The organism is Pontibacter brevis (assembly GCF_054779655.1).
The window spans coordinates 19,668-43,443 of record NZ_BAAGXV010000030.1 but is presented as its reverse complement, the minus strand read 5'-3'; the positions used below and the strand labels follow the sequence as shown (position 1 = coordinate 43,443).

Here is a 23,776-nt window from a genome sequence, read left to right as displayed (position 1 = left end):
TTATCACACCACTCTTTGTTTATTTTTTTTATTTGTACCTGATAGTTACCCCATATTCTAAAGCTATCGTTTCTTAAAAGAAAAGAACCTTCCGCAAGTTCTTCTTTTTAATGTTATTATTACACTTAACCAACACACTTCTTTAATTTTTTATTAAAAGTTATTGTCGTTATAAAAATTTTTAATCAATTTGGATTATTAATAACACCAAGACCATGAGCCAATCATCAATAGTGAGTAACCACATAGACAGCTTAAATACTATTGAAAGGAAGAAGCATCTGCAGAAGATAAAAATCATCAAGCACCTTTATGTAAAGGGTGCCAAGACCAACACAGATATCTGCAGCCGCTTTAGCATTAGCTCCCCTACTTCAATGGCTCTTTTAAATGAGCTCATCTCGGAAGGCCTGGTTGAAAAACAGGGGCAGGGCAGATCAGTGGGTGGCCGGAAACCGGATCTGTATGGGTTAAAAGACAATTCACTCTTTGTACTGAGCGTCGATATGGAAAGGTACAAAACCCGCATGGCCATCTTCGACAACAACAATAACATTGTCTCCGGCATCAGCACCTACCCTATCAGAATATCTAAAGACTTAAGTGCAGTTGAACAGCTTTATGAACATGCCAGCAGCTTAATTGCCTCCTCCGGAATAGATATAAACAAATTAATGGGGATTGGCATCAGCATGCCGGGCCTGGTGACACCCAAGGAAGGGAACAACTACTCCTTTTTAATAGATCAGCACATACCGGGTATTTTACCGCAGGAGGCACCCGTATCGCTGCAGCAAATACTGGAAAAAAAGTTTAACAAGCCGGTTTATATCCAGAACGATGTAAAAAGTGCCGCCCTGGCTGAGTTTCGTTTTGGACTTGCCCAGAATAAAAAGGATGTGCTTGTTATTTCAATGGACTGGGGCATCGGACTTGGAGTCATCATGGACGGCAAACTACGCAATGGCTCCTCAGGCTTTGCAGGAGAACTCGGTCACATTCCGCTTGTAGAGAATGGTGCGCTATGCCACTGCGGAAAGCGGGGCTGCCTGGAAACAGTTGCGTCTGGCCTTGCACTGGCCCGTATGGCTAAGGAGGGGATAAAATCCGGCAAAATCTCTATCTTAAACCAACTGTCGGACCAGGAGATAGAGCAGATAGAGCCTCAGATTATTATAGATGCAGCAAACAAAGGCGATCAGTATGCCATCAGCATCTTGTCTGAGATTGGTATAAAGCTCGGTAAAGGCATCGCCATTCTCATCCAGCTTTTTAACCCCGAGCTTATTATTCTGGGAGGAAAGATTGCCGAGGCAAAACAATTCATCACAACACCCATACAGCAATCTGTCAATACCTACTGTATGACGCAGTTGCGGGAAACAGCCAGCATAGCCTTATCTAACCTGGGAGCAGATGCAGGCATACTTGGTTCGGTGGCAACAGTCATGGAAAATATTTTTGAGGCTCAGATAGAACTGGCCCGATAAAGCAATAAGCCTGAAGCAAATTCAGCACCGGCAAACCCTGATGCAAAACATAGAATAAACAGCCGTACCACCTGGAGATCTCAATAAATCATATACTACAAAAACTATGGCCCGATTAAACCTTCTTGAAGAGACACGCTTTGAAAAACTTCCGGTAACAGTATATCCTGATGAGCACACCGCCTCCCTGAAGGTTGCCGGGCGTATAGCAGACCTGATCCGCAGCAAACAGCAACAGGGGCAGAACGCAGTACTAGGGCTCGCGACTGGCGCCACGCCCGTGGAGGTGTATGCTGAGTTGGTACGCCTGCACCGGGAGGAGGGGCTGAGCTTCCAGAACGTCATTACCTTTAACCTGGATGAGTACTATCCCATGAGCCCCACCGCAGCCCAAAGCTACGTGACGTTCATGAATGAGAACCTGTTCGACCATGTCGATATTCCAAGAGAAAACGTGCATATACCGGATGGCACGTTGGAAAGAGACAAGATAACAGCCTACTGCCTGGATTATGAGCGTAAGATTGAAGCACTGAATGGCCTGGACCTGCAGATACTGGGTATTGGACGTACCGGCCACATCGGTTTTAACGAACCGGGCTCCGCGCCAAACTCCGGCACCCGCCTTGTTACCCTTGATGACCTTACCCGCCGCGATGCCTCCCGCGACTTCGGCGGCAAGGAGAACGTGCCCACCAAGGCCATCACCATGGGTATTGGCACTATCTTCAAGGCGCGCGAAATCATTCTCATGGCCTGGAGCAAGAAAAAAGCGCCTATCATCAAGAAAGCCGTAGAGGGAGAAATTTCCAGCGAAGTGCCTGCCACCTACCTGCAGCTCTCTGAACATGTAGAGTTTGTGCTGGATGCCGATGCAGCCTCTGAACTGACGCGCTTTAATACACCATGGCTGGTAAAGGACTGTGTCTGGGACGAGAAACTGACAAAAAAAGCAGTTATCTGGCTTTCCGAAACAGTTAAAAAGCCAATACTGAAACTAACAGACGAAGACTACAACAATCATGGTATGGCGCAGCTGGCAGTAGAGAACGGCCCTGCCTATACTATCAATATCCATATCTTTAACAAGCTGCAGCACACCATTACAGGCTGGCCGGGAGGCAAACCCAATGCCGACGACTCCCAGCGGCCTGAGCGTGCCGAACCGGCGCAGAAGCGTGTCATTATCTTTTCGCCACACCCCGATGACGATGTTATATCAATGGGAGGCACCTTCATACGCCTGGTAGACCAGGGGCATGATGTGCATGTGGCGTACCAGACCTCGGGCAACACAGCAGTGTGGGACGATGATGTGCTGCGCTACATGGAGTTTGCCATTGATTTTGATAAGAGCATAGGCGAAGACAGCAGCAGGCTTAAGAAGCTCTACGATGAGATGCGCAGCTTCTTTGAGCAGAAGCAACCGAACCAACCTGACCCCATGGAGGTGCGCAATGTAAAAGGCTTCATCCGTAAGAGCGAGGCCATCGCCGCAGCGCGCTATGCGGGGCTGGACGACGACCACATCCACTTTATGGCACTCCCCTTTTATGAAGAGGGCAAGGTGCGCAAAAACCCTGTGACAGAGAGAGACATTGAAATGACAATGGACCTGCTGCGCCAGGTAAAGCCGCACCAGATATTCGCAGCCGGTGACTTTGCCGACCCACACGGTACGCACATTGTCTGCTTCCGCATTATTATTGAAGCCCTGCACCGCCTCCGGCAAGCAGAGGAGCAATGGCTGAAGGACTGCTGGCTATGGATGTACCGGGGAGCCTGGCACGAGTTTGAAACACACGAAATAGAGATGGCTGTGCCGCTCTCGCCGCAGGAGGTGGAGCGCAAAAGGAATGCCATCTTTAAGCACCAGTCGCAGAAAGACAGGCCGGTTTTCCCGGGAGACGATGCCCGTGAGTTCTGGGTGAGGGCTGAAGAAAGAAACCGCGATACAGCCAAAGATTACGATTGCCTGGGCCTGGCCAACTACGAAGCAATGGAGGCTTTTGTCAGGTACAGATTCTAAGCAACAGGAGAAGCTGCATTTTAATTTAGTCATAGAAATCTGCAGAACATTCGCACAGCCTGAAGCTAATTACCGGATAATGGATATATTGGTAGGCAAAGCCTGCAAAGTGGCGCACAAAACCCTTGCAGCTATTCTAACTCCGGCACAGGCTAATAAATAAAAAATCATCTATTCCACCATACAACCAGTACCTTACGATGGCACAAAAATCAATGTTAAGAGAAGAAAAAGCGGCCACTGCCAGCCAGGGCGGAAGCAGCATGCGGTCGATGCTGATCATTGGCGCGCTCTTCTTTATTTTCGGCTTTGTAACATGGCTCAACTCCGTCCTTATCCCCTACCTGCGGATTGCCTGTGAGCTCAACAATTTCGAGTCGTACCTGGTGGCCTTTGCCTTCTATGTTTCATACCTCGTGATGGCCATTCCGTCTGCCTGGGTACTGAAACAGACAGGCTTTAAGAAAGGCATGTCGCTGGGGCTGGCTGTGATGGCCGTAGGCGCCCTTGTCTTTGTGCCAGCCGCCATGACCAGGACCTACATCTTCTTCCTGATTGGCCTGTTTATACAAGGCACTGGCCTGGCTGTGTTGCAGACAGCGGTGAATCCTTATGTCACCATACTGGGGCCACGCGAAAGCGCAGCCAAGCGCATCAGTATCATGGGTATCTGCAACAAGATTGCCGGTGCCATGGCACCGCTCATCCTTGGAGCCATTGTACTGGAAAATGCCGACGCATTGTTGAACAGCCTCAGCGGCATGAGTGTGGCGCAGCAGGCAATAGCACTGGATGCCCTGGCCACCAAGGTTATCATGCCTTATATCATCATGGCTGGGGTGCTGGTGGTGCTGGCTGTACTGGTTTCCTTCTCTGCCCTGCCCGAGGTAGACACAGACCAGGAGGATGAAACTGTAGCCACGGCTAATACCAATAAGACAAGCATCCTTCAGTTTCCGCACGTGTTGCTGGGAGCTTTCACACTTTTCCTGTATGTGGGTGTGGAAGTAATGGCAGGCGATACCGTTATCAGCTATGGGGCCGAACAAGGGGTTGATTTATCAACAGCCAAGTATTTCACCACTTACACCATGATTGCCATGCTCGTGGGCTACGTTATCGGCATTATAGCCATACCCAAGTATATTTCCCAGTCAAAGGCACTACAGGTATCGGCGGTGCTGGGTGTAGTGTTTGTGCTGGTAGCCCTTTTCACTGATGGCTATGTCTCGGTGCTGTTCATCTCTTTGCTGGGTCTGGCAAACGCCCTGATGTGGCCTGCCATCTGGCCACTGGCCATTGCAGATTTAGGCCGTTTCACCAAAATAGGTTCTTCGCTGCTGATTATGGGTATTGCCGGCGGAGCCATTCTGCCACTGCTTTACGGCTGGCTGGCTGATACCATTAACCCGCAGCAGGCTTACTGGATTATGGTGCCCTGCTACCTCGTTATTTTATACTTTGCTGTTTTCGGCCACAAGATCAGAACAGGAGCACAGCCGGTATCCGGCAACCTTCCTTTATAGTGCACGCATCCTAAAAATCAGAAGAGCATGAAGAAAGTCTTATTCCTACTCCTACTGCTGGCCCAGGTGGCGACAGCCCAGGAAATCAACATTATCCCAAAGCCTGCCAGTGTCCAGGCAAAGCCGGGAAAGTTTACCATCACCCGTAACACAACCATTGCTGTAAAGGACAAACAGGACCAGAGTACCGCCAATTTCCTGAACGATTACCTGCAGCAGGTATATGGCTTTAAGCTGAACGTGAAGAAAAATGCCTCCAAAAATTACATCCGCCTGTCGTCGCGCAAGCCTGCAACTGATGCCGGAAAGGATGCTTATAATTTAGATATAAACAAGGATGGCGTAACAATAGCAGGCGAGACTTATGCCGGCACCTTCCACGGGGTACAGTCCCTGATACAGCTGCTGCCTGTGGAGAAAAGCACTTCGCTGGAGATACCGGCTGTGGCAATACAGGATGCCCCGCGCTTCTCGTACCGCGGCATGCACCTCGATGTAGGCCGCCACATGTTTCCGCTGTCTTTTATAAAAAAGTACATCGATTACCTGGCCCTGCACAAGATGAACTACTTCCACTGGCACTTAACAGAGGACCAGGGCTGGAGAATTGAGATAAAGAAGTACCCTGAACTGACGAGCGTAGGCGGTTACCGCGACGGCACCATCATTGGCCGCTACCCTGGCACCGGCAACACGGGCAAGCGCTACGGCGGCTACTACACACAGGAGGAAGCAAAGGAGATAGTAAAATATGCCGCTGACAGGCACATCACTGTTATTCCTGAAATCGAGATGCCGGGCCACTCCAGTGCTGCGCTCACCGCATACCCCTGGTTGGGTTGCCCTGACACCGGCCCATATAAAGTTGAGCAAACATGGGGCATTTTTGATGATGTTTACTGCGCCGGTAAAGAATCCACCTTCACGTTTCTGCAGGATGTGATGGATGAGGTGATGGCCATTTTCCCATCGAAGTACATGCACATTGGCGGCGACGAAAGCCCGAAGACAAACTGGAAAACCTGCCCGCTGTGCCAGAAGAGAATCAAAGAAGAAGGCCTGGAGGATGAGCACGAGCTGCAGAGTTACTTTATTCAGCGGATGGAGAAGTATATCAACAGCAAAGGCAGAACCATTATTGGCTGGGACGAAATCCTGGAGGGTGGCCTGGCACCGAATGCCATTGTAATGAGCTGGCGTGGTGAAGCAGGAGGCATTGCCGCAGCACAGCAAAACCATTACGTTATCATGACCCCAGGTTCACATGTGTACCTTGACCATTCCCAGAGCCAGCGCGAGGACTCGGTGACCATTGGCGGCTTCACCACCGTTCAGAAAACCTATAGCTATGAACCAGTTCCAAAAGAGCTGACGGCAGAGCAGGCAAAATACGTTTTGGGAGCACAAGGCAATGTGTGGACGGAATACATGAGCAGCCCGGCCAAAGTAGAATACCAGATTTTCCCGAGGATGAGTGCCCTCAGCGAAGTACTGTGGACGGCACCGGAGAAAAAGGACTGGAACGACTTTGAAAAGCGGCTGCTCACACAGTTTAAGCGCTACGATTTGTGGGGAGCAAATTACAGCAATGCCTATTATGATATTGTGGCAGATGTTTTACCTGCCGAAGGCCAGGAGGGCATCATCCTGAAGCTGGACGGCAAGAAAGAATTAGGCAAGCTGCTTTATACTGTGAAAGGTAAGCAGGCCCCGCAGGAGTATACAAGTCCAATTCAACTCAAAGAGTCTTCGCAGGTAACCGGGTTATTTTACAAAGACGATAAGCTGATAGACTCCCTGACCCTGAAACTAAACATCAACAAAGCCACCGGGAAAGCAATAGCCCTGAAAGAGCAGCCTTCAGAGTATTTCCCTGGTAACGGTGCTTTCACTCTGGTTGATGGTATCATCAACCAGAAAGGTGGCCGGGATCAGCAATCTATTGGTTACTCCGGCAGCGACCTGGAGGCAACCATAGACCTGGGAAGCGCACAGCAGGTAAATAACGTAGTAGTGCATGCACTAAATGCAGGCGGCACCTATGTATATCCTCCTAAAGCAGTAGAGGTATACGGTTCAACTGATGGCAAAAACTTTAAGCCGCTAGGTACTACGAACACTGTATCAACAGTAGCCGGCTCAAAGGCCATTGTAAAAGTAGACTTTGCCCCTGCCACCACCCGCTTTGTGAAAGTGGCAGTGAAAAACACTCAAACAGTGCCGGAAGGAAAGCAAGGCGCCGGAGAAAAGACCTGGCTCTTTCTTGATGAGATTGAGGTAAACTAAACAAACGGAAGGCGCTGCTTCTTTGGGAGGCAGCGCCTTTTTTCATTTATTTCTATGGCAACTTCTAAAAACTTCCTGTTCCTTCTGCACATAGCTGGCCTTATGGCTTTACTGTTGCTGTCCTGCTGCCAGTCTGAGCCTGCAACAGAGTCGCAGCTACTCCAGAACACACTGGCTTACCATGACCCGGAAGGTAACTGGCAGGAACTGAAAACACGCCTTTACTTAAGCTCTGCTGATACAGCCGGGCAGGAAAGCTCCTTTGAGATAGAAATGGACAACAGTACAGGTTACTTCGCCCACATCAGCCGTGAAAACGGGAAAGAAGCTGTGAAGGGAATTGCTAATGGCAAGGAGTTTTACCTGCTGGACGGCAGCCAAAACATAAGCGCAGAAGACCGGGAAAACTATAACCTCACACCCGAAGACTTGAAATGGGTGCACAGCTTTTACGGCTACCTCTATGGACTCCCTATGAAGCTGACCGACGATGGGGTGCACGTAAAGGACGCCGCCGATGCCGAGGAACTGGAGGGGAAAACATACCGGGTGCTACAGGTGAATTATGATGCTGCCGTAGGTACTGATAACTGGTTCTTTTACCTCAATCCAGAAACGTATGCGATGGAAGCTTACCGCTTTAACCACGGCCAGCCGGAAAGCGGGGAGTACATTCTGCTGGAACAGGAGGTTGTGGTAGATGGCATCCGAATACCGAAAGTGCGCAGGTGGTACTGGAACAAAAACAACGAATATATAGGTACCGACACGCTGATTAAGGCGGAACCACTGACTGCATACAGAATCTAAAATCCTTTGCTACCTACCTTCTCCTGGTTACTACGAAGCTTACCAGCATGGTCTGTATCAAACATAAGGTTTCTTTGAACACGGAAAAGGAGAGGAAAAAGTAAACTGGTACAAAATAACCAAACAANACAAAACGGCCGCTTTGCCATATGGCAAAGCGGCCGTTTTGTTTCAGACTGTTCCTGTGGCAGGCGTAATTTTATGCCGGGACAGCGATGTCCTCTTGAAGGGTAAACCTATAACTCAGACTCAACAGCACCAGCAGCACCTCATCTGTCAGCCCAAATTGATTATGATCCTGCTCTATTTCGTCCCAGGAAGTAAAAACTTTCCATGTTTCGCTGCTTCCGTAAGTCAATCGCTCGTTCATGGTGAGTTCCCGTTCAAAAAAAACGGTAAGTTCTACATCCTCTTCGCGCATTGGCACCTGTACTAAAGTACTGCTGCTGTTGATAACCTGTATTATTTCTGCTCCCCTGTTACTGTTCGCAGGTAAATAAAAGTAGCGCACGCAAGGCACTGCGCCTTTAAGGTGATGTTTAGACATGGTGGTCATTTGTTGGTCTTGTAATGTTCCGGCTCTTCATGAGCTTTACTTGTTGTTGCACCTGGCTGATTTACTAAACAATGCATGGCAAAAGGTACAGTCCCATTGCTCTCTTCTTTCAGAGGCTCCCCGTTGCCCCTGAAAATGCCCCGCTACTGATATCCAGCTTTTCCTCTCTTTGAAGACAAATCTAAATCAGTACAATTGGCAGCTACAGCTTTCACCTTATATGCAGGCCGCTGCATCCTGCATTAGCCAGGATTTGTCTCCCTATACCTGCCTAACTTCAAACTTGTTATGCTTTATAGTAAAATTTATACAAGTTCTATATATAGTTCCTATGCTATAACTTCTACATATAGAATTACAATTGAAAGGCTATCAATCCTGTCCAAAAAACAACGTGTATCTTTTCTGAATCTGATTTGTTAACTTTGTAAAATATTTCACCAATAAATTTTATACTTATGGCAATGTATCCTGAATATATGGTTGCGCCTATCCGTGAGGACCTTACCTCTGCGGGCTTTGAGCAACTCATGTCACCTGAAGAAGTAGAACAGGCGATTAAATCGGAAGGCACAGTATTGGTAGCAGTGAATTCTGTTTGTGGTTGTGCTGCCGCTAAGGCACGTCCGGCGCTTAAAATAGCAGTGGCTGCTTCTGAAAAAAAGCCATCTAAGCTTGTAACAGTATTTGCTGGTATGGAGCAGGACGCCGTAGCGAAAGCTCGTGAGCACATGCTTCCTTATCCTCCATCATCGCCTTCTATCGCTCTGTTTAAAGACGGCGAGCTGGTGCACATGATCGAGCGTTACCACATTGAGGGCAACGAACTGAACCGCATTGTAGATAACCTGCAGGGTGCGTTTGAGGAGTACTGCTAAGCTGAAGAGCCTCATAAAAACAGCGAAGGCCGGTGAGTTTCACCGGCCTTCGCTGTTTTTATGAACTGATATTTGCTTCTAAGCATGCGTTCCTTTCAGGTCAAACCCAATATCATGGCGGTAATAACGGTCCTGCCACGTGATAGTTTCGGCAGCAGCATTCGCTTTCGCCAGCGCCTCCTCCATAGTGTCGGCAAGGGCAGTAACAGCTATAACACGGCCTCCGCTGTTTACCAGCTTGCCATTTACCATTTTGGTGCCTGCATGGAAAACCAGCACATCAGAAGGCACCTTGTCGATACCACTGATTTCTTTTCCTTTCTCGAAACCTTCCGGGTAACCTCCTGACACCAGGAACACTGTAGTGGCTGTACGTGGATCTATTTCCAGCTGGAACTCGCCCAGTTTATGATCGTGCAGGGCTCTGAACAGCTCGAACAGGTCTGACTTGATGCGGGGCAGAATAGCCTCTGTTTCAGGATCGCCGAGACGCACGTTGTACTCAATCACATACGGTTCGCCGTTTACATTCATCAACCCGATGAAGAGGAAGCCTGTGTAATCCATCTGCTCTTCCTGCATGCCGCGGAGTGTCGGGTCAATCACTCGCTCTTTCACCTTCTGCATGAACACATCGTCTACAAAAGGCACCGGCGATATGGCTCCCATACCGCCCGTATTCAATCCTGAGTCGCCCTCACCAATGCGCTTGTAATCTTTCGCCTCCGGCAGCAACACATAGTCTTTACCATCTGTCAATATGAAAACAGACACCTCAATGCCCTGCAGGTACTCTTCAATCACCACCTTGCTGCTGGCATTTCCAAAGCGCTTGTTACGCAGCATATCTTCAAGGGCATCAATTGCCTGGTCATAGTCCTGGGCAATAATGACACCTTTGCCTGCCGCCAGGCCATCCGCCTTCAGCACCACCGGGTAGCTGTGTTTGCGCAGGTACTCTGCTGCCTGGGCGAAGGTGTCTTCTGTGAAAGTCTGGTAACGGGCTGTCGGAATGTTGTATCGCTGAAAGAAGGCTTTACAGTAGTCTTTGCTCCCCTCCAGCATGGCACCCGTTTTTTTAGGGCCGACAACAAGGATGTGCCTGAGATATTCTGAGCTTTGAAAAAAGTCATGGATACCATCAACCAGGGTATTTTCCGATCCAACCACAATCATCATAATATCGAAGTCGGTAGCGAACTTCGCCACCTCATCAAAATCATGGATGTTTACAGCAGCCGTTGTACCAAACTGGGTAGTGCCTGCATTACCAGGTGCTAAAAATATCTTCTCGCAATATTCACTTTGATTCAGCTTCCAGGCAATGGCATGCTCACGGGCTCCGGATCCTATTATCAGTACGTTCATTGGTTGATTATTAATGGCTGTTGTTGGTTATTTAGCTGTTGCTTTTGTAGGCTAAAGCCCTGCTGCGAAGTTAAAGATTTATACTTGCTCATGCTGCACAAATTATTTTTTAATAATCCTGAAAGGAATCGAGCGGCCAAAAGCGAAAGCGGTTACAGAAAGCTCCTGAGGAATAAGCAAATGTGAACTCAAAGCTTTTTAACTCTGTCTAGTTCTCGAAATACTCAGTAAGTCATGCACCTGTGTTGCTGAAGCAACAATAGAGTATAATAAATTTAAAGTGAGTATCTTACGAGGATGAAATATAGTTTCCTTTTCTGCAGGAGCGCCTACGGGCGTTTTTGTGCATAAACGATGAATAAGGTAAGTATGAAAGGCCCTTCTGTCTCAGTAATTATTGCGGTTTATAATAAAATGGACTGGCTTTTATTGCTGCTTGCAGGCTTCGAACAGCAATCGTTCCAGGATTTTGAGATAGTGGTTGCGGACGATGGCAGCAGTGAAACATTTGTAGCTGCGCTAAATGAGTATATCAGCAAGTCTCCATTGCAGATTCAGCATGTCTGGCATGAGGACAAGGGCTTCCGCAAAACAAGAATTCTAAACAAGGCTGTTCTGAAATCGAGAGGTGAATACATCATTTTTGTTGATGGGGACTGCCTTCCGGACAGGCACTTTGTGGCCGACCATTGGTATAACCGTTCCCCTGGAACTGCTTTAGCAGGCCGCCGGGCAAACCTTTCAGAAGAACTGACAAAAAGCCTTTCTCCCGAGAAAATCAGGGGCGGTTTTTTAGGCAGTATAGCCTTTTTAAGAAAAGTGTGGGTGGACAGCTTTCGTAAAATAACAAACCATGCCGAAAAATCACTGAGACTCCCCCGCCCTATCTACAAAATGCTGCCGGCAAAATCGAAGGGCATACTGGGGTGCAATTTTTCACTCCATAAAGAAGACCTGCTCCACATTAACGGCTTCGATATCCGTTATGAGGCCCCTGCAACAGGTGAAGACACTGATGTGGAACTGCGCCTCCGTTGGGCAGAAAAAAAAGTAAAACTGCTAAGGTTCCAGGCCATTCAGTTTCACCTCTATCATAAAAGGCTGGACCGGCCGAACGGCAATGACGGAATCTTTGCAGAGGTACAGGCCCAGAAAAAAGCCGTTACCCCCTTCGGAATCCGGGAAATGCAGCGCCAGTTGTAGAGGCAGCCTGCATCATCGTAATGCTGTTTTGCCGCTACGCTATTAGGTTTTCGTTTCAGGCAGAAGTTCTGTGGCATAACACAAAGCAGCTGTCGGCAGGATAGAACATCTAAATAAAAAGGCCGGTGCAACAGCACCGGCCTTTTTATTTACAGCAAGCAACAGAGAATTAAGGTTAGCTCTCTTTTGCTCTACTATTGTTAATTAGCATATTCTGAAAGGAACTTCACGCGCATCAGGCGAAGGTCTTCCTCAGTGTAATCGTCTGTCCCAAGTTCCTTCAGAGCAGCCGCGATGTTATCGGTGCTGGCGCTCATGAAGTATTCATAAATTTCTTCCTGGCGCTCCTGGTCCAGCACACTGTTGATGTAGTAGTTCAGGTTCAGCTTAGTGCCGGAGTAGCAGATATGCTCAATCTCTTCAATCAGCTCCTGCATGGTCAGGTCTTTGGCCGCCGCTATTTCCTCCAGTTCCACTTTCTTATCAATCTGCTGGATGATGTAAATCTTGATTTTCGACTTGTTTACCGTTGTCTTCACAACAACATCCGCAGCCGTTACAATATCGTTCTCCTCTACATATTTGCTTATCAGGTCCAGGAACGGCTTGCCGAACTTCTGCACCTTTCCCATGCCTACGCCGCCTATGTGCGCTAGCTCATCCCTTGTAGTAGGATACACAGTGGCCATCTCCTTTAGCGATGGGTCCTGGAACAACACGTAAGGCGGCAGGTTTTTCTCCTTCGCCAGCTTCTTGCGCAGATTCTTCAGCAGATCGAACAGCACCTCATCATGCCCGGCAGAAGCCTGTGTTTCTTCTTTTTCTTCGTCTTCCTTCACTTCCTGCTCGTAATTATGGTCTTTGGTTAACTGGATAGGGTGTGGGTTCTGAATAAAGTCTACCCCTTTCTGTGTGAGTTTCACCACCCCAAAGTTCTCAATATCCTTCTCCAGGTATTCTGACAGAAGCACCTGGCGCACTACAGAGCTCCAGAACTGAGCATCATTCTCCTTACCTGCACCAAACACTTCCAGCTTATCATGGTCATAACTCACCACGTACTGGTTGCGCAGGCCTGTCAGCACTGCCGTGATATGTTCTATGGTAAAGCGCTGCCCTGTCTGCTCCACTGCTTTCAGTGCCAGCTGCACCTCCTTCTCCGCCTCAAAGCGCTCCTTCGGGTGCAGGCAGTTATCACAGAAGCCGCAGTCTTTTTCGTAGGCCTCGCCAAAGTAATGCAGCAACTGCTTACGGCGGCATACAGCGGAGTCGGCGTAGGAAGCCATTTCCTGCAACAGCAGCTTAGAATTGTCGCGCTCCGTTACCGGCTTGTCTTTATTGAATTTTTCCAGCTTGATGATGTCGTCGTAGCTGTAGTACATGATACAGTTACCCTCCATGCCATCACGTCCGGCCCGGCCCGTCTCCTGGTAATAGCCTTCAATAGACTTAGGGGTGTCGTAGTGAATCACAAAGCGCACATCCGGCTTATCAATTCCCATGCCGAAGGCTATTGTGGCCACGATCACATCTGCCTCTTCGTTCAGGAAAGCATCTTGGTTGGCCATCCGCACGTTGGCATCCAGACCGGCATGGTAAGGCAGCGCCTTCACATCGTTTACCCGCAGCAACTCCGCAATCTCCTCTACCTTTTTACGGCTCAGGCAGTACACAATGCCGCTTTTGCCCTTGTGCTTCTTTACGTACTGTATCAGCTGCTTTTTGGTATGGTGCTTCGGACGTACTTCGTAGTACAGGTTGGTGCGGTTAAAAGAAGACTTAAACACGGAGGCTTCATCCATCTGCAGGTTGCGCTGTATATCAAGCTGCACCTTTGGAGTAGCAGTAGCTGTAAGCGCAATTATCGGCAGGTTACCAATCTGGTCGATGATGCCACGGATGCGCCGGTACTCCGGGCGGAAGTCGTGCCCCCACTCCGAGATACAGTGTGCTTCATCGATGGCCACAAAAGAGAGGTTAGAATTGCGCAGGAACTCTATGTTTTCTTCTTTCGTAAGCGACTCCGGTGCCACGTAAAGCAGTTTTACCTCACCGGCCAGGGTCTCCTTCTTTACTTTGTTTATTTCGGATTTCGATAAAGTTGAGTTTAAGAAATGAGCATTCACGCCAAAGGCATTCAGCTGGTCTACCTGGTTTTTCATCAGGGCTATCAGCGGTGAAATAACAATGGCAGTCCCCGGCAGGGAAAGAGCAGGTAACTGGTAACACAACGACTTGCCCGCGCCTGTTGGCATAATCACGAAAGTATTCTTGCCGTTAATAATATTGTTTATTATCAGCTCTTGATTCCCTCTGAATTGATTATACCCAAAAACTTCTTTTAATTTGTTCTTGAGATTTATCTCTTGTTTTACTGACATGTACTCGTGCGAAAAAAAAAATTAATCAGGTGGCAACGTACTTCCCTCACCCTGTATACTAATACAAATTTAATTTGAATATCTCTAATAAAATAACCCTGACCGCAAAAAAAGTCTTACAACTTGAAGCCGAAGCAATCGGCAGACTGGCTGATTTTATCGACGAGGGTTTTGAAAAATGCGTTGAAACCATATTATCGATCAAAGGTCGGGTTGTGGTAACAGGCATTGGAAAGAGTGCCAACATAGCTCAGAAAATAGTTGCCACCCTGAATTCCACCGGTACACCAGCCCTGTTTATGCATGCTGCTGATGCCATACACGGTGACTTAGGGATGATACAGGCAGATGATTTTGTGATTTGCATCTCAAAAAGCGGGAACACCCCGGAAATCAAAGTGCTGGTTCCGCTACTCAAACGCAAAGGCTCTAAACTGGCCGCAATGGTTTCCAGCACAGATTCTTACCTGGCCAGATGCGCCGATTTTGTATTGAATGCTAATATTGAGCGCGAAGCTTGCCCGCACAACCTGGCCCCTACCACAAGCACAACGGCAGCACTTGCCTTGGGCGACGCACTGGCTGTTAGCTTGCTGGAGGCACGTGGCTTCAGCAGCTCCGATTTTGCACACTTGCACCCGGGTGGTTCTTTAGGGAAACGCATGTACCTGAAGGTAGAAGATATTTATAAACAGAACGAGGCACCCCGTGTTACTGCGAATGCGCCCCTGAAAGACATCATCATCGAGATTTCCTCTAAGCGCCTGGGTGCCACCGCTGTGTTAAGCAATGAGGATGGCAAACTGATAGGAATCATAACAGATGGTGACCTGCGCCGCATGCTTAACAAGTTTGACTCTATTGAGGGCATTATTGCCACTGATATCATGACACCGGCCCCTCTAACTATCGACACATCAGAATATGCCGTTGAGGCTCTGGCTGTAATGCAGCGTAAAAGTATAACACAACTAATTGTCACAAATGCAGGTAAGTTTGAGGGCTTTGTGCATCTACACGATCTATTAAAAGAAGGACTTATATAAATATGAAAAACGATACTTATGTGATCATCATGGCTGGTGGCATCGGAAGCCGCTTCTGGCCTTTTAGCCGTAGCAATTACCCGAAGCAGTTCCACGATGTATTAGGAACAGGCGAGAGCATGCTGCAAATGACGCTGAAGCGCTTTCAGGACATCTGCCCTGTTGAGAACGTGTTTGTGGTCACTAACAAGGACTACAAGGAACTGGTGCAACAGCAACTGCCGGAACTAACAGAAAACCAGATTTTGCTGGAGCCCGTTGGCCGCAACACTGCCCCCTGCATTGCTTACGCCTCTTACAAAATAAGGGAACTTAACCCGAAGGCAAACCTTGTAGTAACTCCTTCTGACCACGTGGTGCTAAAGCAGGACGTTTTTACAAGTGTCATAAAAGACGCTGTGGATGCCGCCTCCAAAGATGACATCCTGATTACGCTGGGCATAACCCCAAGCCGGCCTGACACTGGCTACGGCTACATCCAATACATCGATGACGAGTCGCAGAAGATAAAAAAGGTGAAAACCTTTACGGAAAAGCCAAACCTGGAACTGGCCCAGATGTTTCTGGACAGCGGGGACTTTGTGTGGAACTCAGGGATCTTTATATGGAACGTGCAGACTATTTTGACTGCCTTCCATCAGCAACTGCCTGAAATCACCGAGATCTTTGATGAAGGCGTGTCTAAAATGAACACACCCGAAGAGAAGGACTTTATATTCCAGGCTTACTCACACTCCCGTAATGTGTCTATTGACTACGGCATCATGGAGAAGGTAGACAACGTGTATGTGCTGTTGGCCGACATTGGCTGGTCTGACCTTGGCACCTGGAACTCCCTCTATACCATTAACGACAAAGACGAGAACGGTAACGTGGTGGATGGTGATGTGATGCTTTATGAGACAAAGGACTGCATCATCAAAACCCCGAAAGAGCGCCTGGTGGTACTACAGGGCCTGGAGGATTACATTGTGGCGGAGTACGATAATGTCCTGATGATTTGCAAGAAAACAGAAGAGCAGAAGGTAAAAGACTTTATGGCTGATGCCAAGTCGAAAAGAGGACCTGAGTACATATAGCTCCGGTAGTTCAAACTCCTGATAAAAGACAATGGACAAAAGAAGATAGACTGTAAATGCTTTCTTCTTTTGTCCATTGTCTTTTTTTGTCTATATAAAATCTACCTCGGCTCCAGGCTGCCAAGGCTGGAGTAGCCCCCATCCTGCAGGCGCTGCCGCACCGCCTCGTACAGAATGATTCCTGTTGCCACCGATACGTTCAGCGACCCAATCTGGCCTAACAACGGAATCCGCACCCTGGCATCGGCACGCTTCAGGTATTCAGGCGAAATACCGTCTTCCTCACTACCCATGATGATGGCCGTTGGTCCTACCATGTCCAGCGACATATCCGACAGGTTCTGCTCTGTTTTCTCGGTACAAGCCACTATCTGAAAACCAGAGTTTTTGAGGTAGTCAATTGTGTCTTTCAGGTTTGGCTCACGGCAAACCGGCACCAGGTGCAGTGCACCAGCTGAGGTCTTCACAGCATCTGCATTGATTTGTGCGCCGCCCCGGCTTGGTATTACAATGGCATTCACGCCCATGCACTCCGCGTTACGGGCAATAGAGCCAAAATTACGCACATCGGTTACCCGGTCCAGTATCAGTAACAGGGGGCTTTTGCCCTGTTCAAACAACGATGTTACTGTTTCAGCTAAAGGCACATAGGAAATGGGCGAGATTAGCGCAACTGCACCCTGGTGGTTTTTCCGTGTCAGATTATTCAGTTTTTCCAGGGGCACCGTCACAACCGGTACTTCCAGCCTTTTGGCCAGCTGTACAATCTCATCGGTGGTAGGGTTCTTTGCCCCCCTCTGAAGGAAGATCTTCTCCAGTTCTTTTCCAGCCGACAGCGCCTCTAAAATAGGGCGCGAGCCGAAAATCATTTCTGTTTTATCTTCTTTTGGTGTTCTGGAGGAACCTCCGAAGCGGTTACCTACATATTTATTCTGCCTGCTCTCCATTTTGCTACTGTACTGTACCAGCTCTCTCCGTACCCACGGCGCCGTACCAGCTCATAATGATTTTCGGTAAAGTTATTCTCTTTTCTGTTAAAAACGAATTTGGTGGGAGGTGCCGTCTCTGTCTTATTATAGAACCAGGTAACACTTGAGCCAACTTCGCTGGTGTCGTCAGGCGGGCCGAAGATAATGTAGATCATGCCGCGGTCCGTTGCCCAGCCTGCTTTATGCGAGGAGTAAAGCTTGTTTGCCAACTCTACCCGGCTGTAAAATGTTTGGATTAAGTTACGGGCAGCCTCTTTGTTGCCGCCGGCCAGCTCTAACCAAAACCGGTCTATGGCCGCTTTTGTGTCGCTTGCATTCAGCAGTGCCTCCCGCTCCTCAGACGTGGTCAGGTATATCAGGGGCTGCAGCATTTCCTTTGCCTGAGTAATCAGGGGGAAATTATTCGGTTGCACTAAAATAGCCCTTGCATAGCTGGTATTCGGGTCAAACAAGTACACTCCTTCCTCCTGCAACGTAATGGTATCTGCGGGGACAAGGGCCAGAACATCAGCAGCAGAAATGGTGCGGGGACCAGCCGGCCTGCTCATAGACATGGGTGGTGCAGCGGGCCTGAAGTCTGCCTCGAAACGCTGCACTTTAAGCCCCCCCCCGGCATCTCCATAACTGCGAACCGAAACTTTGCTGCCGGTAGTAGTATAGTTTTGAAAAAGGGGCTTACCTGAAGAGGCATCTATCAGCAGATACTCCTTCTGGAGCATCTTGGTGCTTAGCGGCAGCCTGAACTTTGTTCCAATGAGCTCGGACCCGGAGAGCAACTGCCACAGCCGAAAATGCAGCACATTCGGTTCGTGCACCACCTGTGCTGGCAGCACCAGCCTTACCACTACCTGCCCCTCTATGTCAGTTATTTTCCGGTCGGGCAGGTCCACAGAATCACGCCTGACAAGATCAGCTTTTTCCGTGCTACCCGTTCTTATCTCATACTCATAGGAGGTAGCCATTTGCAGTATATCCACCACCTCCTTTGCGTCTTCAAATTTAAAGAGCAGGTGCAGGCTGTCGTCGCTTGTATAATAGCTGTGCTGCATGGTTATTTCGGGCGTTTCCCGCTTTACCTCTATAGGAGCAAGACTACTTGTAGAGCGTAAGCCTCCACAGCCTGCAACTAAAAAAGACAGTAGAAGGAGTAGCACGTGAGGGTATCTCATCAATACAGAACTTTTCTTAATATCCACCTAATATAAAGGCCGAATCGTATATCGCGATTCGGCCTTTATTGTTACTGTATCCACGGCTATTTTGTTTAACGGCGCATACGCTGCAGGTACTGCATAAATTGCTGCTGTAGCTGCGCTGCACGGTCCTGCATCCCAAGGCTTTCTGCAGCTCCTATCAGCTGCTGCAGAATAACCATGTTGGTCTGGATTTCGGTATCGAAGAGAGCACCCTTCGCAAAAAAGTAATCCAGTGCTTTCTGCGAATCCCGGGCCATATCGTTCAGCAACTGTTCGGCCTTTTCCTGTTCGCCCAGCGCATCGTAAATTGGAATAAACTGCGGGGTATAATAGTCATAAGGCACTGTGCCAGGCGGCAACACATTGAATGCGTGCTCCACCACTTCTTTTGCGCGAGCCGTGTTGCCTTCATCCAGGTAGGCAGTTGCCAGGCGGGCAAACTTATCGCGGGCATTGGCGGAGAAGCGGTAGTAGTTCTCGTCGTAGAAGATATCCGGGTCATCGAAGTTACGGAACTGGAACTTCTTCATCATGTTCTCATACATCAGCTCCTTGTTTACAAAACCCTGCTCTTCTGAGGTTGATTTTACCGGTACTACCCGGTAAGCCAGTCCTTCTAGCTGGAAGTAATCTGACAAGCCGATAAAATCAGCACTGTTTACAGTAGATGAGAAATAGATCGGCCGCTCCCAGTTATTTGTGGCCAACAGGTCCAACATAATCAGGTGCTTCTTTTCCAGCAACGACTTGTTAATCGTCCACTGCATGCGGCTCACGATTTCATCTTCCTTGTCTTCTGCCACAAAGTCCAGCTGCCTCACTTTGTTCTGGTCTACATTCAGAATAAAGTTCTTGGTAGGCATAGTGAGCAATGTAGTGCCCTGGCCATATTGCACCTGCAGGGCCGGGTGGTTTTGTTTTACGAGGCTGATGTACTGGTCAAGGTTGATACCGGCTGCTACCTGTGGGCGCTCCACATATGGTAAGTAGTCGTTGGTGCCCTGGCGGTAGTTTTCGTTTTCCAGTGAAAGCGGCCATGGTTCTGACAAATAGGACCTGCGCTTCATCTGGTCAATATACCAATCTGTGTTCAGGTAGCTTAGCACAGCCACCCGCACATCCGTACGGTAGCCTTCCACTTCCTGCGCATACCAGAGCGGGAAAGTGTCGTTGTCACCGTTTGTAAACAGAATAGCGTTTGGAGCACAGGAGTCCAGCAAGTTCTTCGCGGAGTCCACCGAATGGTAACGGCCAGAGCGGTCATGGTCGTCCCATCCCTCTGCCGCCATAATACCCGGCACAAACAAGCCTATGAGGGTGGCAACAGCAGCACGGGTTTGGGTGTTTTTAAGCCCTTTTCCCAACAAATCCGCCAGGCCCATCACACCTAGTCCAATCCAGATACTGAAGGCGTAGAAGGAACCGGCAAAGGTATAATCCCTTTCACGCGGCTCTACTGGCGGCTGGTTGAGGTAAAGCGCGATCGCAATACCGGTAAAGAAGAAAAGGAGACCAATCACAAAAGCATCCCGCTCCGCCTTGCGCACCTGGTAAATAAGGCCAATAATACCAATAAGCAGGGGCAGCAGGTAAAAGCAGTTGCGGGCCTCGCTTTCCAGCACACGTGCCGGCGCATCAGGGTCGCTCTTTCCAAACCACAGCACTCCTGCATTCTGCACATCGCTCTCACGGCCTACAAAGTTCCACAGGAAATAGCGCCAGTACATAAACCCAAGCTGGTAGCGCATCAGGAAACTCAGGTTCTGCCCAAAGGTTGGTGCCTGGCCCTCCCGCAGATCCACCCACTTCTTGTAAGCATCTACGTGCTGTGGCTGATCGCTGTAAATACGGGGCAGCAAGGTTTTATCTTTACTTTCGTAAACAGGCTCTATTTTAGGAGTGGTAGGCACATATTTGTTTTCCCCTCTTCTGTAGCGCATAGCGCCCTCTTCCTGTGCCACTGGCTGTGCATTATACTGCGGGCCATACAGCAGTGGCCGGTCCCCATACTGCTCTCGTTTCAGGTAAGCTACAAAAGTCAGAATATCGTCCGGGTCGTTTTCGTCTATGGTCGGGTCGTAAGAAGAGCGAATCGGAATCATCATATAAGAAGAATACCCGATTATTACGAAGACAAAGCAAAGCAAAGCCGTGTTCAGTACGCGGTTGTTGTTAGCAATGGAGTAACGTAGGCCGAACACAATGGCTCCAATAAGCAGAATAACAAATACAATCAAACCCGAGCCAAACGGAAGGCCAAAATTGTTCACGAAGAACACTTCAAACCCTCCTGCCAATGTCGGCAGCCCCGGGATAATACCCCAGAGTATAGCTACCACTACAATAGCACTAATAACAAAGGCGATTACACCACCCCAGAAGGTAGGCTTATAAAGGCGGAAGTAATAAATGAAAGCCAGCGCCGGAATGGTAACCAGGTTCAGCAGGTGAGCGCCGATGGAGAGGCCGACAAGGTACGCAATCAGTATAAGCCATTTATCTGAATGCGCCTCTCCTACCTTTGCTTCCCAGCGCAATATGGCCCAGAAAACAATAGCTGTAAAGAAAGAGGACATAGCGTACACCTCTGCCTCTACAGCTGAGAACCATGCAGAATCGGAGAAAGTATAGGCCAGTGCCCCTACCACGCCACTGCCCATAATCAGCAGCAGGTTTCCCTGAGTTGGCGCTGCACCTTCTTTAACCAGCAGCCTGCGCGCCAGTATTGTTATGGTCCAGAACAGGAACAGCACTGTAAAAGAGCTGCAAAGCGCAGACAAAAGGTTTACCCACCAGGCCACTTGCGTTGGATCAGCGGCAAACATGGAGAAGAGGCGCCCCACCAGCAGGTAGAAAGGTGCCCCGGGCGGGTGTGGCACCAGGAGTTTGTATGAACAGGCAATAAATTCACCGGCATCCCAGAAACTGGCTGTTGGTTCCAGCGTCAGTACATACACTGTAGTCGCGATAAAAAACACAACCCAGCCTACAATATTGTTTATCTTTCGATAATCAGTCATAGCTATTTTAATTCAGCCCCGAAAATAATAAATAATGTGAAGCGGCTGCGTAATTATTAGATGTTTATAAACAAAAAGCCGACCAAAAGGTCGGCTTCCTATGCTTCATCCGTTTTAGAAATCCTTATTTCTGCAGTACAAGGCGTTTTGTTTCCACAGTCTTGTCGTTTACCAGCAGGCTGTAGAAATAAACACCTGAAGGATAACTGCTCAAATCCAGGGCTACCTCCATTTTTTCGGCAGGCCCAAGTTCATGCACTCTTATTACCCGTCCGATAGTGTTGGAAATACGGATTTTATAAATATTGTCACCAGGCAGGTTCAGCGCCAGCACAATATTGCCCCGCGATGGATTAGGGTAAGCATTGATAGAGGGCACTGGCTTTATCTCTTTACCAGGCGCAATGGCAGCTAGTGCGATGTTGGTATAAACAGGTTTTTCTGTTTTAGCTTCTACCGTATGAAACACCTGACTAACGGCGGAAGCGTATATCTTAGAGCACGTATGCTTCTCCGGGTTCATCACAAAAGCCGGACGGGAGTTACTGGCAGATACTACAAGCGGGCTTGTTCCCCCATGAGTAGGCATGAGCTTCCAAACAGTATCTCCTCCTTTTCTAACCGGGTCTATACCTGCTTTAACCATAGCGGTACCTGCAAAGCTCAGCAAATGCGAAGAAATGAGTGTAACTACTAATACTATTTTTGTAAAAATTCTCATAGACTATGCCATTATCTGTAAAACCAACGGTTTGGTTACACACACCAAATATAGTTTAAATTAACTAAAGAAATAATACCTTTTTAAAATAATGATGAAAAGATGCAAACACTCACTCAATTTTACATCTGTTTGAACGTTATGAGGCACTTTCGAATAATTTGTTAACAACAATATTCATGCCTCTTCTTCCACCGGCTCTGCTCAATGGCCTCTTTTCGAAAAAAATTTAGAAGCTGTTTTAACACACTGGCATACACTACAAACTGGCGGTTGTCACCTCCGCTGCTCCTGATTGGTCAGCACCAGGATGCATCTGCAGCACCTGGCGGTCTATGTAACTATGCACTAACGAGACAACAGCATGCTCTGTCAGCCGCTGCAATTAAGAGATGAAGGTCAGAAGACATAACTTATTTCTTTAAAAGCGAAATAGTGGAGTTTGTTCCCGATTTCTACCGCAAGGCACCCGTTTTCATTCACGCCTACTATTTGCCCCTGCACCTGCCGGCCATCCACAACAAAAGGGTGCACTTCCTGGTAGCGGTACATTGCCTGCAGGTACTCATGCCGCTGTTTGCTGGTTTTTCCACTTCGCAGTTCGAGGTAGCGCTTCTCCAGCAGTTCCAGCAGTCGCACCGTCACTTTCTCTACGTCCAAAGTGTCGCCTGTTACGTTACACATAGAAGTTGCCGTTGTGTAATCAAAATACAACTGGTTCACATTTAAACCAATCCCGACGATACTGTGTTGTAGTAGGTAGCTATTTATGGTGTTTTCTATCAGAATCCCGCCAAGTTTCTTACCTTCATAAAATAAATCGTTTGGCCACTTTACCTGTGCCTTGTGCAGCCCCTGTTCATGGAGCATATCAAGCACAGCTAACGACACAGCTATGTTAAGGTAGAACTGCTGCCTGGCCGCCAGGAACGAAGGTGACAATATTACAGAGAGCGTCACGTTTTTACCAGGCTCAGCCTCCCAGGAATTACCGCGCTGGCCGCGCCCTTTTGTTTGCTGGTGCGTAATAACTGTGCAGCCCTCTGTGGCTTCATTTTTGATAAGAAGCTGTTGGGCCTCTGAGTTAGTGGATTCGCAAACCGGCAGAAAGTAAAGCTGCTGGCCTATAAACAGCGTATGAGGCAACATAAATTAAGGTATAATTAGTACTTTTGTAGATCAAAATTATAGAGCAATA

General features: G+C 48.4%; 16 protein-coding genes and 1 pseudogene. 9 read left to right on the top strand and 8 right to left on the bottom strand.

The genetic code is table 11. The features are described 5' to 3' along the window. Positions 1-215 precede the first annotated feature (215 nt). From ACYVB1_RS09780 to ACYVB1_RS09760, 5 genes and pseudogenes are all read left to right on the top strand, one after another. Complete coding sequence (locus ACYVB1_RS09780) at positions 216-1,490, top strand: ROK family protein (protein WP_460923309.1); 1,275 nt, start codon at positions 216-218, stop codon at positions 1,488-1,490. Positions 1,491-1,593: 103 nt separating this feature from the next. Further along, positions 1,594-3,519, top strand: a pseudogene (gene nagB / locus ACYVB1_RS09775) (glucosamine-6-phosphate deaminase); the annotation flags it as partial. 200 nt (positions 3,520-3,719) lie between these two features. Then, entirely contained in the window at positions 3,720-5,045 is a 1,326-nt protein-coding gene (locus tag ACYVB1_RS09770; protein WP_460923307.1) for a sugar MFS transporter, read from the top strand. 27 nt (positions 5,046-5,072) lie between these two features. Further along, positions 5,073-7,331: a glycoside hydrolase family 20 protein gene (locus ACYVB1_RS09765; protein WP_460923305.1), complete on the top strand. Its 2,259-nt coding sequence runs from the start codon at positions 5,073-5,075 to the stop codon at positions 7,329-7,331. A 102-nt stretch (positions 7,332-7,433) separates the two neighbouring features. Next, a complete protein-coding gene (locus ACYVB1_RS09760) occupies positions 7,434-8,141 on the top strand; it encodes a DUF6503 family protein (RefSeq protein ID WP_460923303.1) in 708 nt (235 codons plus the stop codon). A gap of 199 nt (positions 8,142-8,340) precedes the next feature. On the opposite strand, the gene ACYVB1_RS09755 is transcribed toward ACYVB1_RS09760, so the two are convergent. After that, positions 8,341-8,688 (bottom strand): hypothetical protein, encoded by a 348-nt coding sequence (locus ACYVB1_RS09755; protein ID WP_460923301.1) that lies wholly within the window; start codon positions 8,686-8,688, stop codon positions 8,341-8,343. Between the two features lie 473 nt (positions 8,689-9,161). Here ACYVB1_RS09755 and ACYVB1_RS09750 point away from each other — a divergent pair, with 473 nt between their 5' ends. After that, positions 9,162-9,575 carry a BrxA/BrxB family bacilliredoxin gene (locus ACYVB1_RS09750; RefSeq protein ID WP_460923418.1) on the top strand — a complete coding sequence of 138 codons (414 nt, stop codon included), beginning with the start codon at positions 9,162-9,164 and terminating at the stop codon, positions 9,573-9,575. A gap of 78 nt (positions 9,576-9,653) precedes the next feature. Here ACYVB1_RS09750 and purD read toward each other — a convergent pair whose 3' ends face one another. Further along, a complete protein-coding gene (purD, locus tag ACYVB1_RS09745) occupies positions 9,654-10,943 on the bottom strand; it encodes a phosphoribosylamine--glycine ligase (protein ID WP_460923299.1) in 1,290 nt (429 codons plus the stop codon). Positions 10,944-11,297: 354 nt separating this feature from the next. Between purD and ACYVB1_RS09740 the strand changes: the two genes are divergently transcribed. Further along, a complete protein-coding gene (locus tag ACYVB1_RS09740) occupies positions 11,298-12,146 on the top strand; it encodes a glycosyltransferase (RefSeq protein WP_460923297.1) in 849 nt (282 codons plus the stop codon). 200 nt (positions 12,147-12,346) lie between these two features. Here ACYVB1_RS09740 and recQ read toward each other — a convergent pair whose 3' ends face one another. Continuing rightward, positions 12,347-14,527 carry a DNA helicase RecQ gene (gene recQ / locus ACYVB1_RS09735; protein WP_460923295.1) on the bottom strand — a complete coding sequence of 727 codons (2,181 nt, stop codon included), beginning with the start codon at positions 14,525-14,527 and terminating at the stop codon, positions 12,347-12,349. A 74-nt stretch (positions 14,528-14,601) separates the two neighbouring features. On the opposite strand from recQ, the gene ACYVB1_RS09730 reads away from it, so the two are divergent. Further along, on the top strand, positions 14,602-15,573 hold the full coding sequence (locus tag ACYVB1_RS09730) for a KpsF/GutQ family sugar-phosphate isomerase (RefSeq protein ID WP_460923293.1): 972 nt from the start codon (positions 14,602-14,604) through the stop codon (positions 15,571-15,573). A gap of 2 nt (positions 15,574-15,575) precedes the next feature. Next, positions 15,576-16,652 (top strand): mannose-1-phosphate guanylyltransferase, encoded by a 1,077-nt coding sequence (locus tag ACYVB1_RS09725; RefSeq protein ID WP_460923291.1) that lies wholly within the window; start codon positions 15,576-15,578, stop codon positions 16,650-16,652. A 101-nt stretch (positions 16,653-16,753) separates the two neighbouring features. Here the strand turns inward: ACYVB1_RS09725 and rlmB are convergent, their stop codons facing one another. The 5 genes from rlmB to ACYVB1_RS09700 form a co-directional block, all read right to left on the bottom strand. Beyond that, entirely contained in the window at positions 16,754-17,599 is an 846-nt protein-coding gene (gene rlmB, locus ACYVB1_RS09720) for a 23S rRNA (guanosine(2251)-2'-O)-methyltransferase RlmB (protein ID WP_460923289.1), read from the bottom strand. Beyond that, positions 17,572-18,810: a GWxTD domain-containing protein gene (locus ACYVB1_RS09715; RefSeq protein ID WP_460923287.1), complete on the bottom strand. Its 1,239-nt coding sequence runs from the start codon at positions 18,808-18,810 to the stop codon at positions 17,572-17,574. The genes rlmB and ACYVB1_RS09715 overlap by 28 nt, the downstream gene beginning before the upstream one ends. 95 nt (positions 18,811-18,905) lie before the next feature. Further along, complete coding sequence (locus ACYVB1_RS09710; protein WP_460923285.1) at positions 18,906-21,857, bottom strand: glycosyltransferase family 117 protein; 2,952 nt, start codon at positions 21,855-21,857, stop codon at positions 18,906-18,908. Positions 21,858-21,981: 124 nt separating this feature from the next. After that, on the bottom strand, positions 21,982-22,578 hold the full coding sequence (locus ACYVB1_RS09705; protein WP_460923283.1) for a T9SS type A sorting domain-containing protein: 597 nt from the start codon (positions 22,576-22,578) through the stop codon (positions 21,982-21,984). A gap of 399 nt (positions 22,579-22,977) precedes the next feature. Then, positions 22,978-23,727: a biotin--[acetyl-CoA-carboxylase] ligase gene (locus ACYVB1_RS09700; protein ID WP_460923281.1), complete on the bottom strand. Its 750-nt coding sequence runs from the start codon at positions 23,725-23,727 to the stop codon at positions 22,978-22,980. Positions 23,728-23,776: the final 49 nt, after the last annotated feature.

Excerpts from the sequence above, each read along its gene's own strand:
- ACYVB1_RS09740 (WP_460923297.1), top strand. The coding sequence starts at position 11,298 with ATGAATAAGGTAAGTATGAAAGGCCCTTCTGTCTCAGTAATTATTGCG.
- ACYVB1_RS09770 (WP_460923307.1), top strand. The coding sequence starts at position 3,720 with ATGGCACAAAAATCAATGTTAAGAGAAGAAAAAGCGGCCACTGCCAGC.
- ACYVB1_RS09750 (WP_460923418.1), top strand. The coding sequence starts at position 9,162 with ATGTATCCTGAATATATGGTTGCGCCTATCCGTGAGGACCTTACCTCT.
- ACYVB1_RS09725 (WP_460923291.1), top strand. The coding sequence starts at position 15,576 with ATGAAAAACGATACTTATGTGATCATCATGGCTGGTGGCATCGGAAGC.
- recQ (WP_460923295.1), bottom strand. The coding sequence starts at position 14,527 with ATGTCAGTAAAACAAGAGATAAATCTCAAGAACAAATTAAAAGAAGTT.
- purD (WP_460923299.1), bottom strand. The coding sequence starts at position 10,943 with ATGAACGTACTGATAATAGGATCCGGAGCCCGTGAGCATGCCATTGCC.
- ACYVB1_RS09705 (WP_460923283.1), bottom strand. The coding sequence starts at position 22,578 with ATGAGAATTTTTACAAAAATAGTATTAGTAGTTACACTCATTTCTTCG.
- ACYVB1_RS09780 (WP_460923309.1), top strand. The coding sequence starts at position 216 with ATGAGCCAATCATCAATAGTGAGTAACCACATAGACAGCTTAAATACT.
- ACYVB1_RS09700 (WP_460923281.1), bottom strand. The coding sequence starts at position 23,727 with ATGTTGCCTCATACGCTGTTTATAGGCCAGCAGCTTTACTTTCTGCCG.
- ACYVB1_RS09760 (WP_460923303.1), top strand. The coding sequence starts at position 7,434 with ATGGCTTTACTGTTGCTGTCCTGCTGCCAGTCTGAGCCTGCAACAGAG.
- ACYVB1_RS09765 (WP_460923305.1), top strand. The coding sequence starts at position 5,073 with ATGAAGAAAGTCTTATTCCTACTCCTACTGCTGGCCCAGGTGGCGACA.
- ACYVB1_RS09715 (WP_460923287.1), bottom strand. The coding sequence starts at position 18,810 with ATGAGATACCCTCACGTGCTACTCCTTCTACTGTCTTTTTTAGTTGCA.
- rlmB (WP_460923289.1), bottom strand. The coding sequence starts at position 17,599 with ATGGAGAGCAGGCAGAATAAATATGTAGGTAACCGCTTCGGAGGTTCC.
- ACYVB1_RS09755 (WP_460923301.1), bottom strand. The coding sequence starts at position 8,688 with ATGTCTAAACATCACCTTAAAGGCGCAGTGCCTTGCGTGCGCTACTTT.
- ACYVB1_RS09710 (WP_460923285.1), bottom strand. The coding sequence starts at position 21,857 with ATGACTGATTATCGAAAGATAAACAATATTGTAGGCTGGGTTGTGTTT.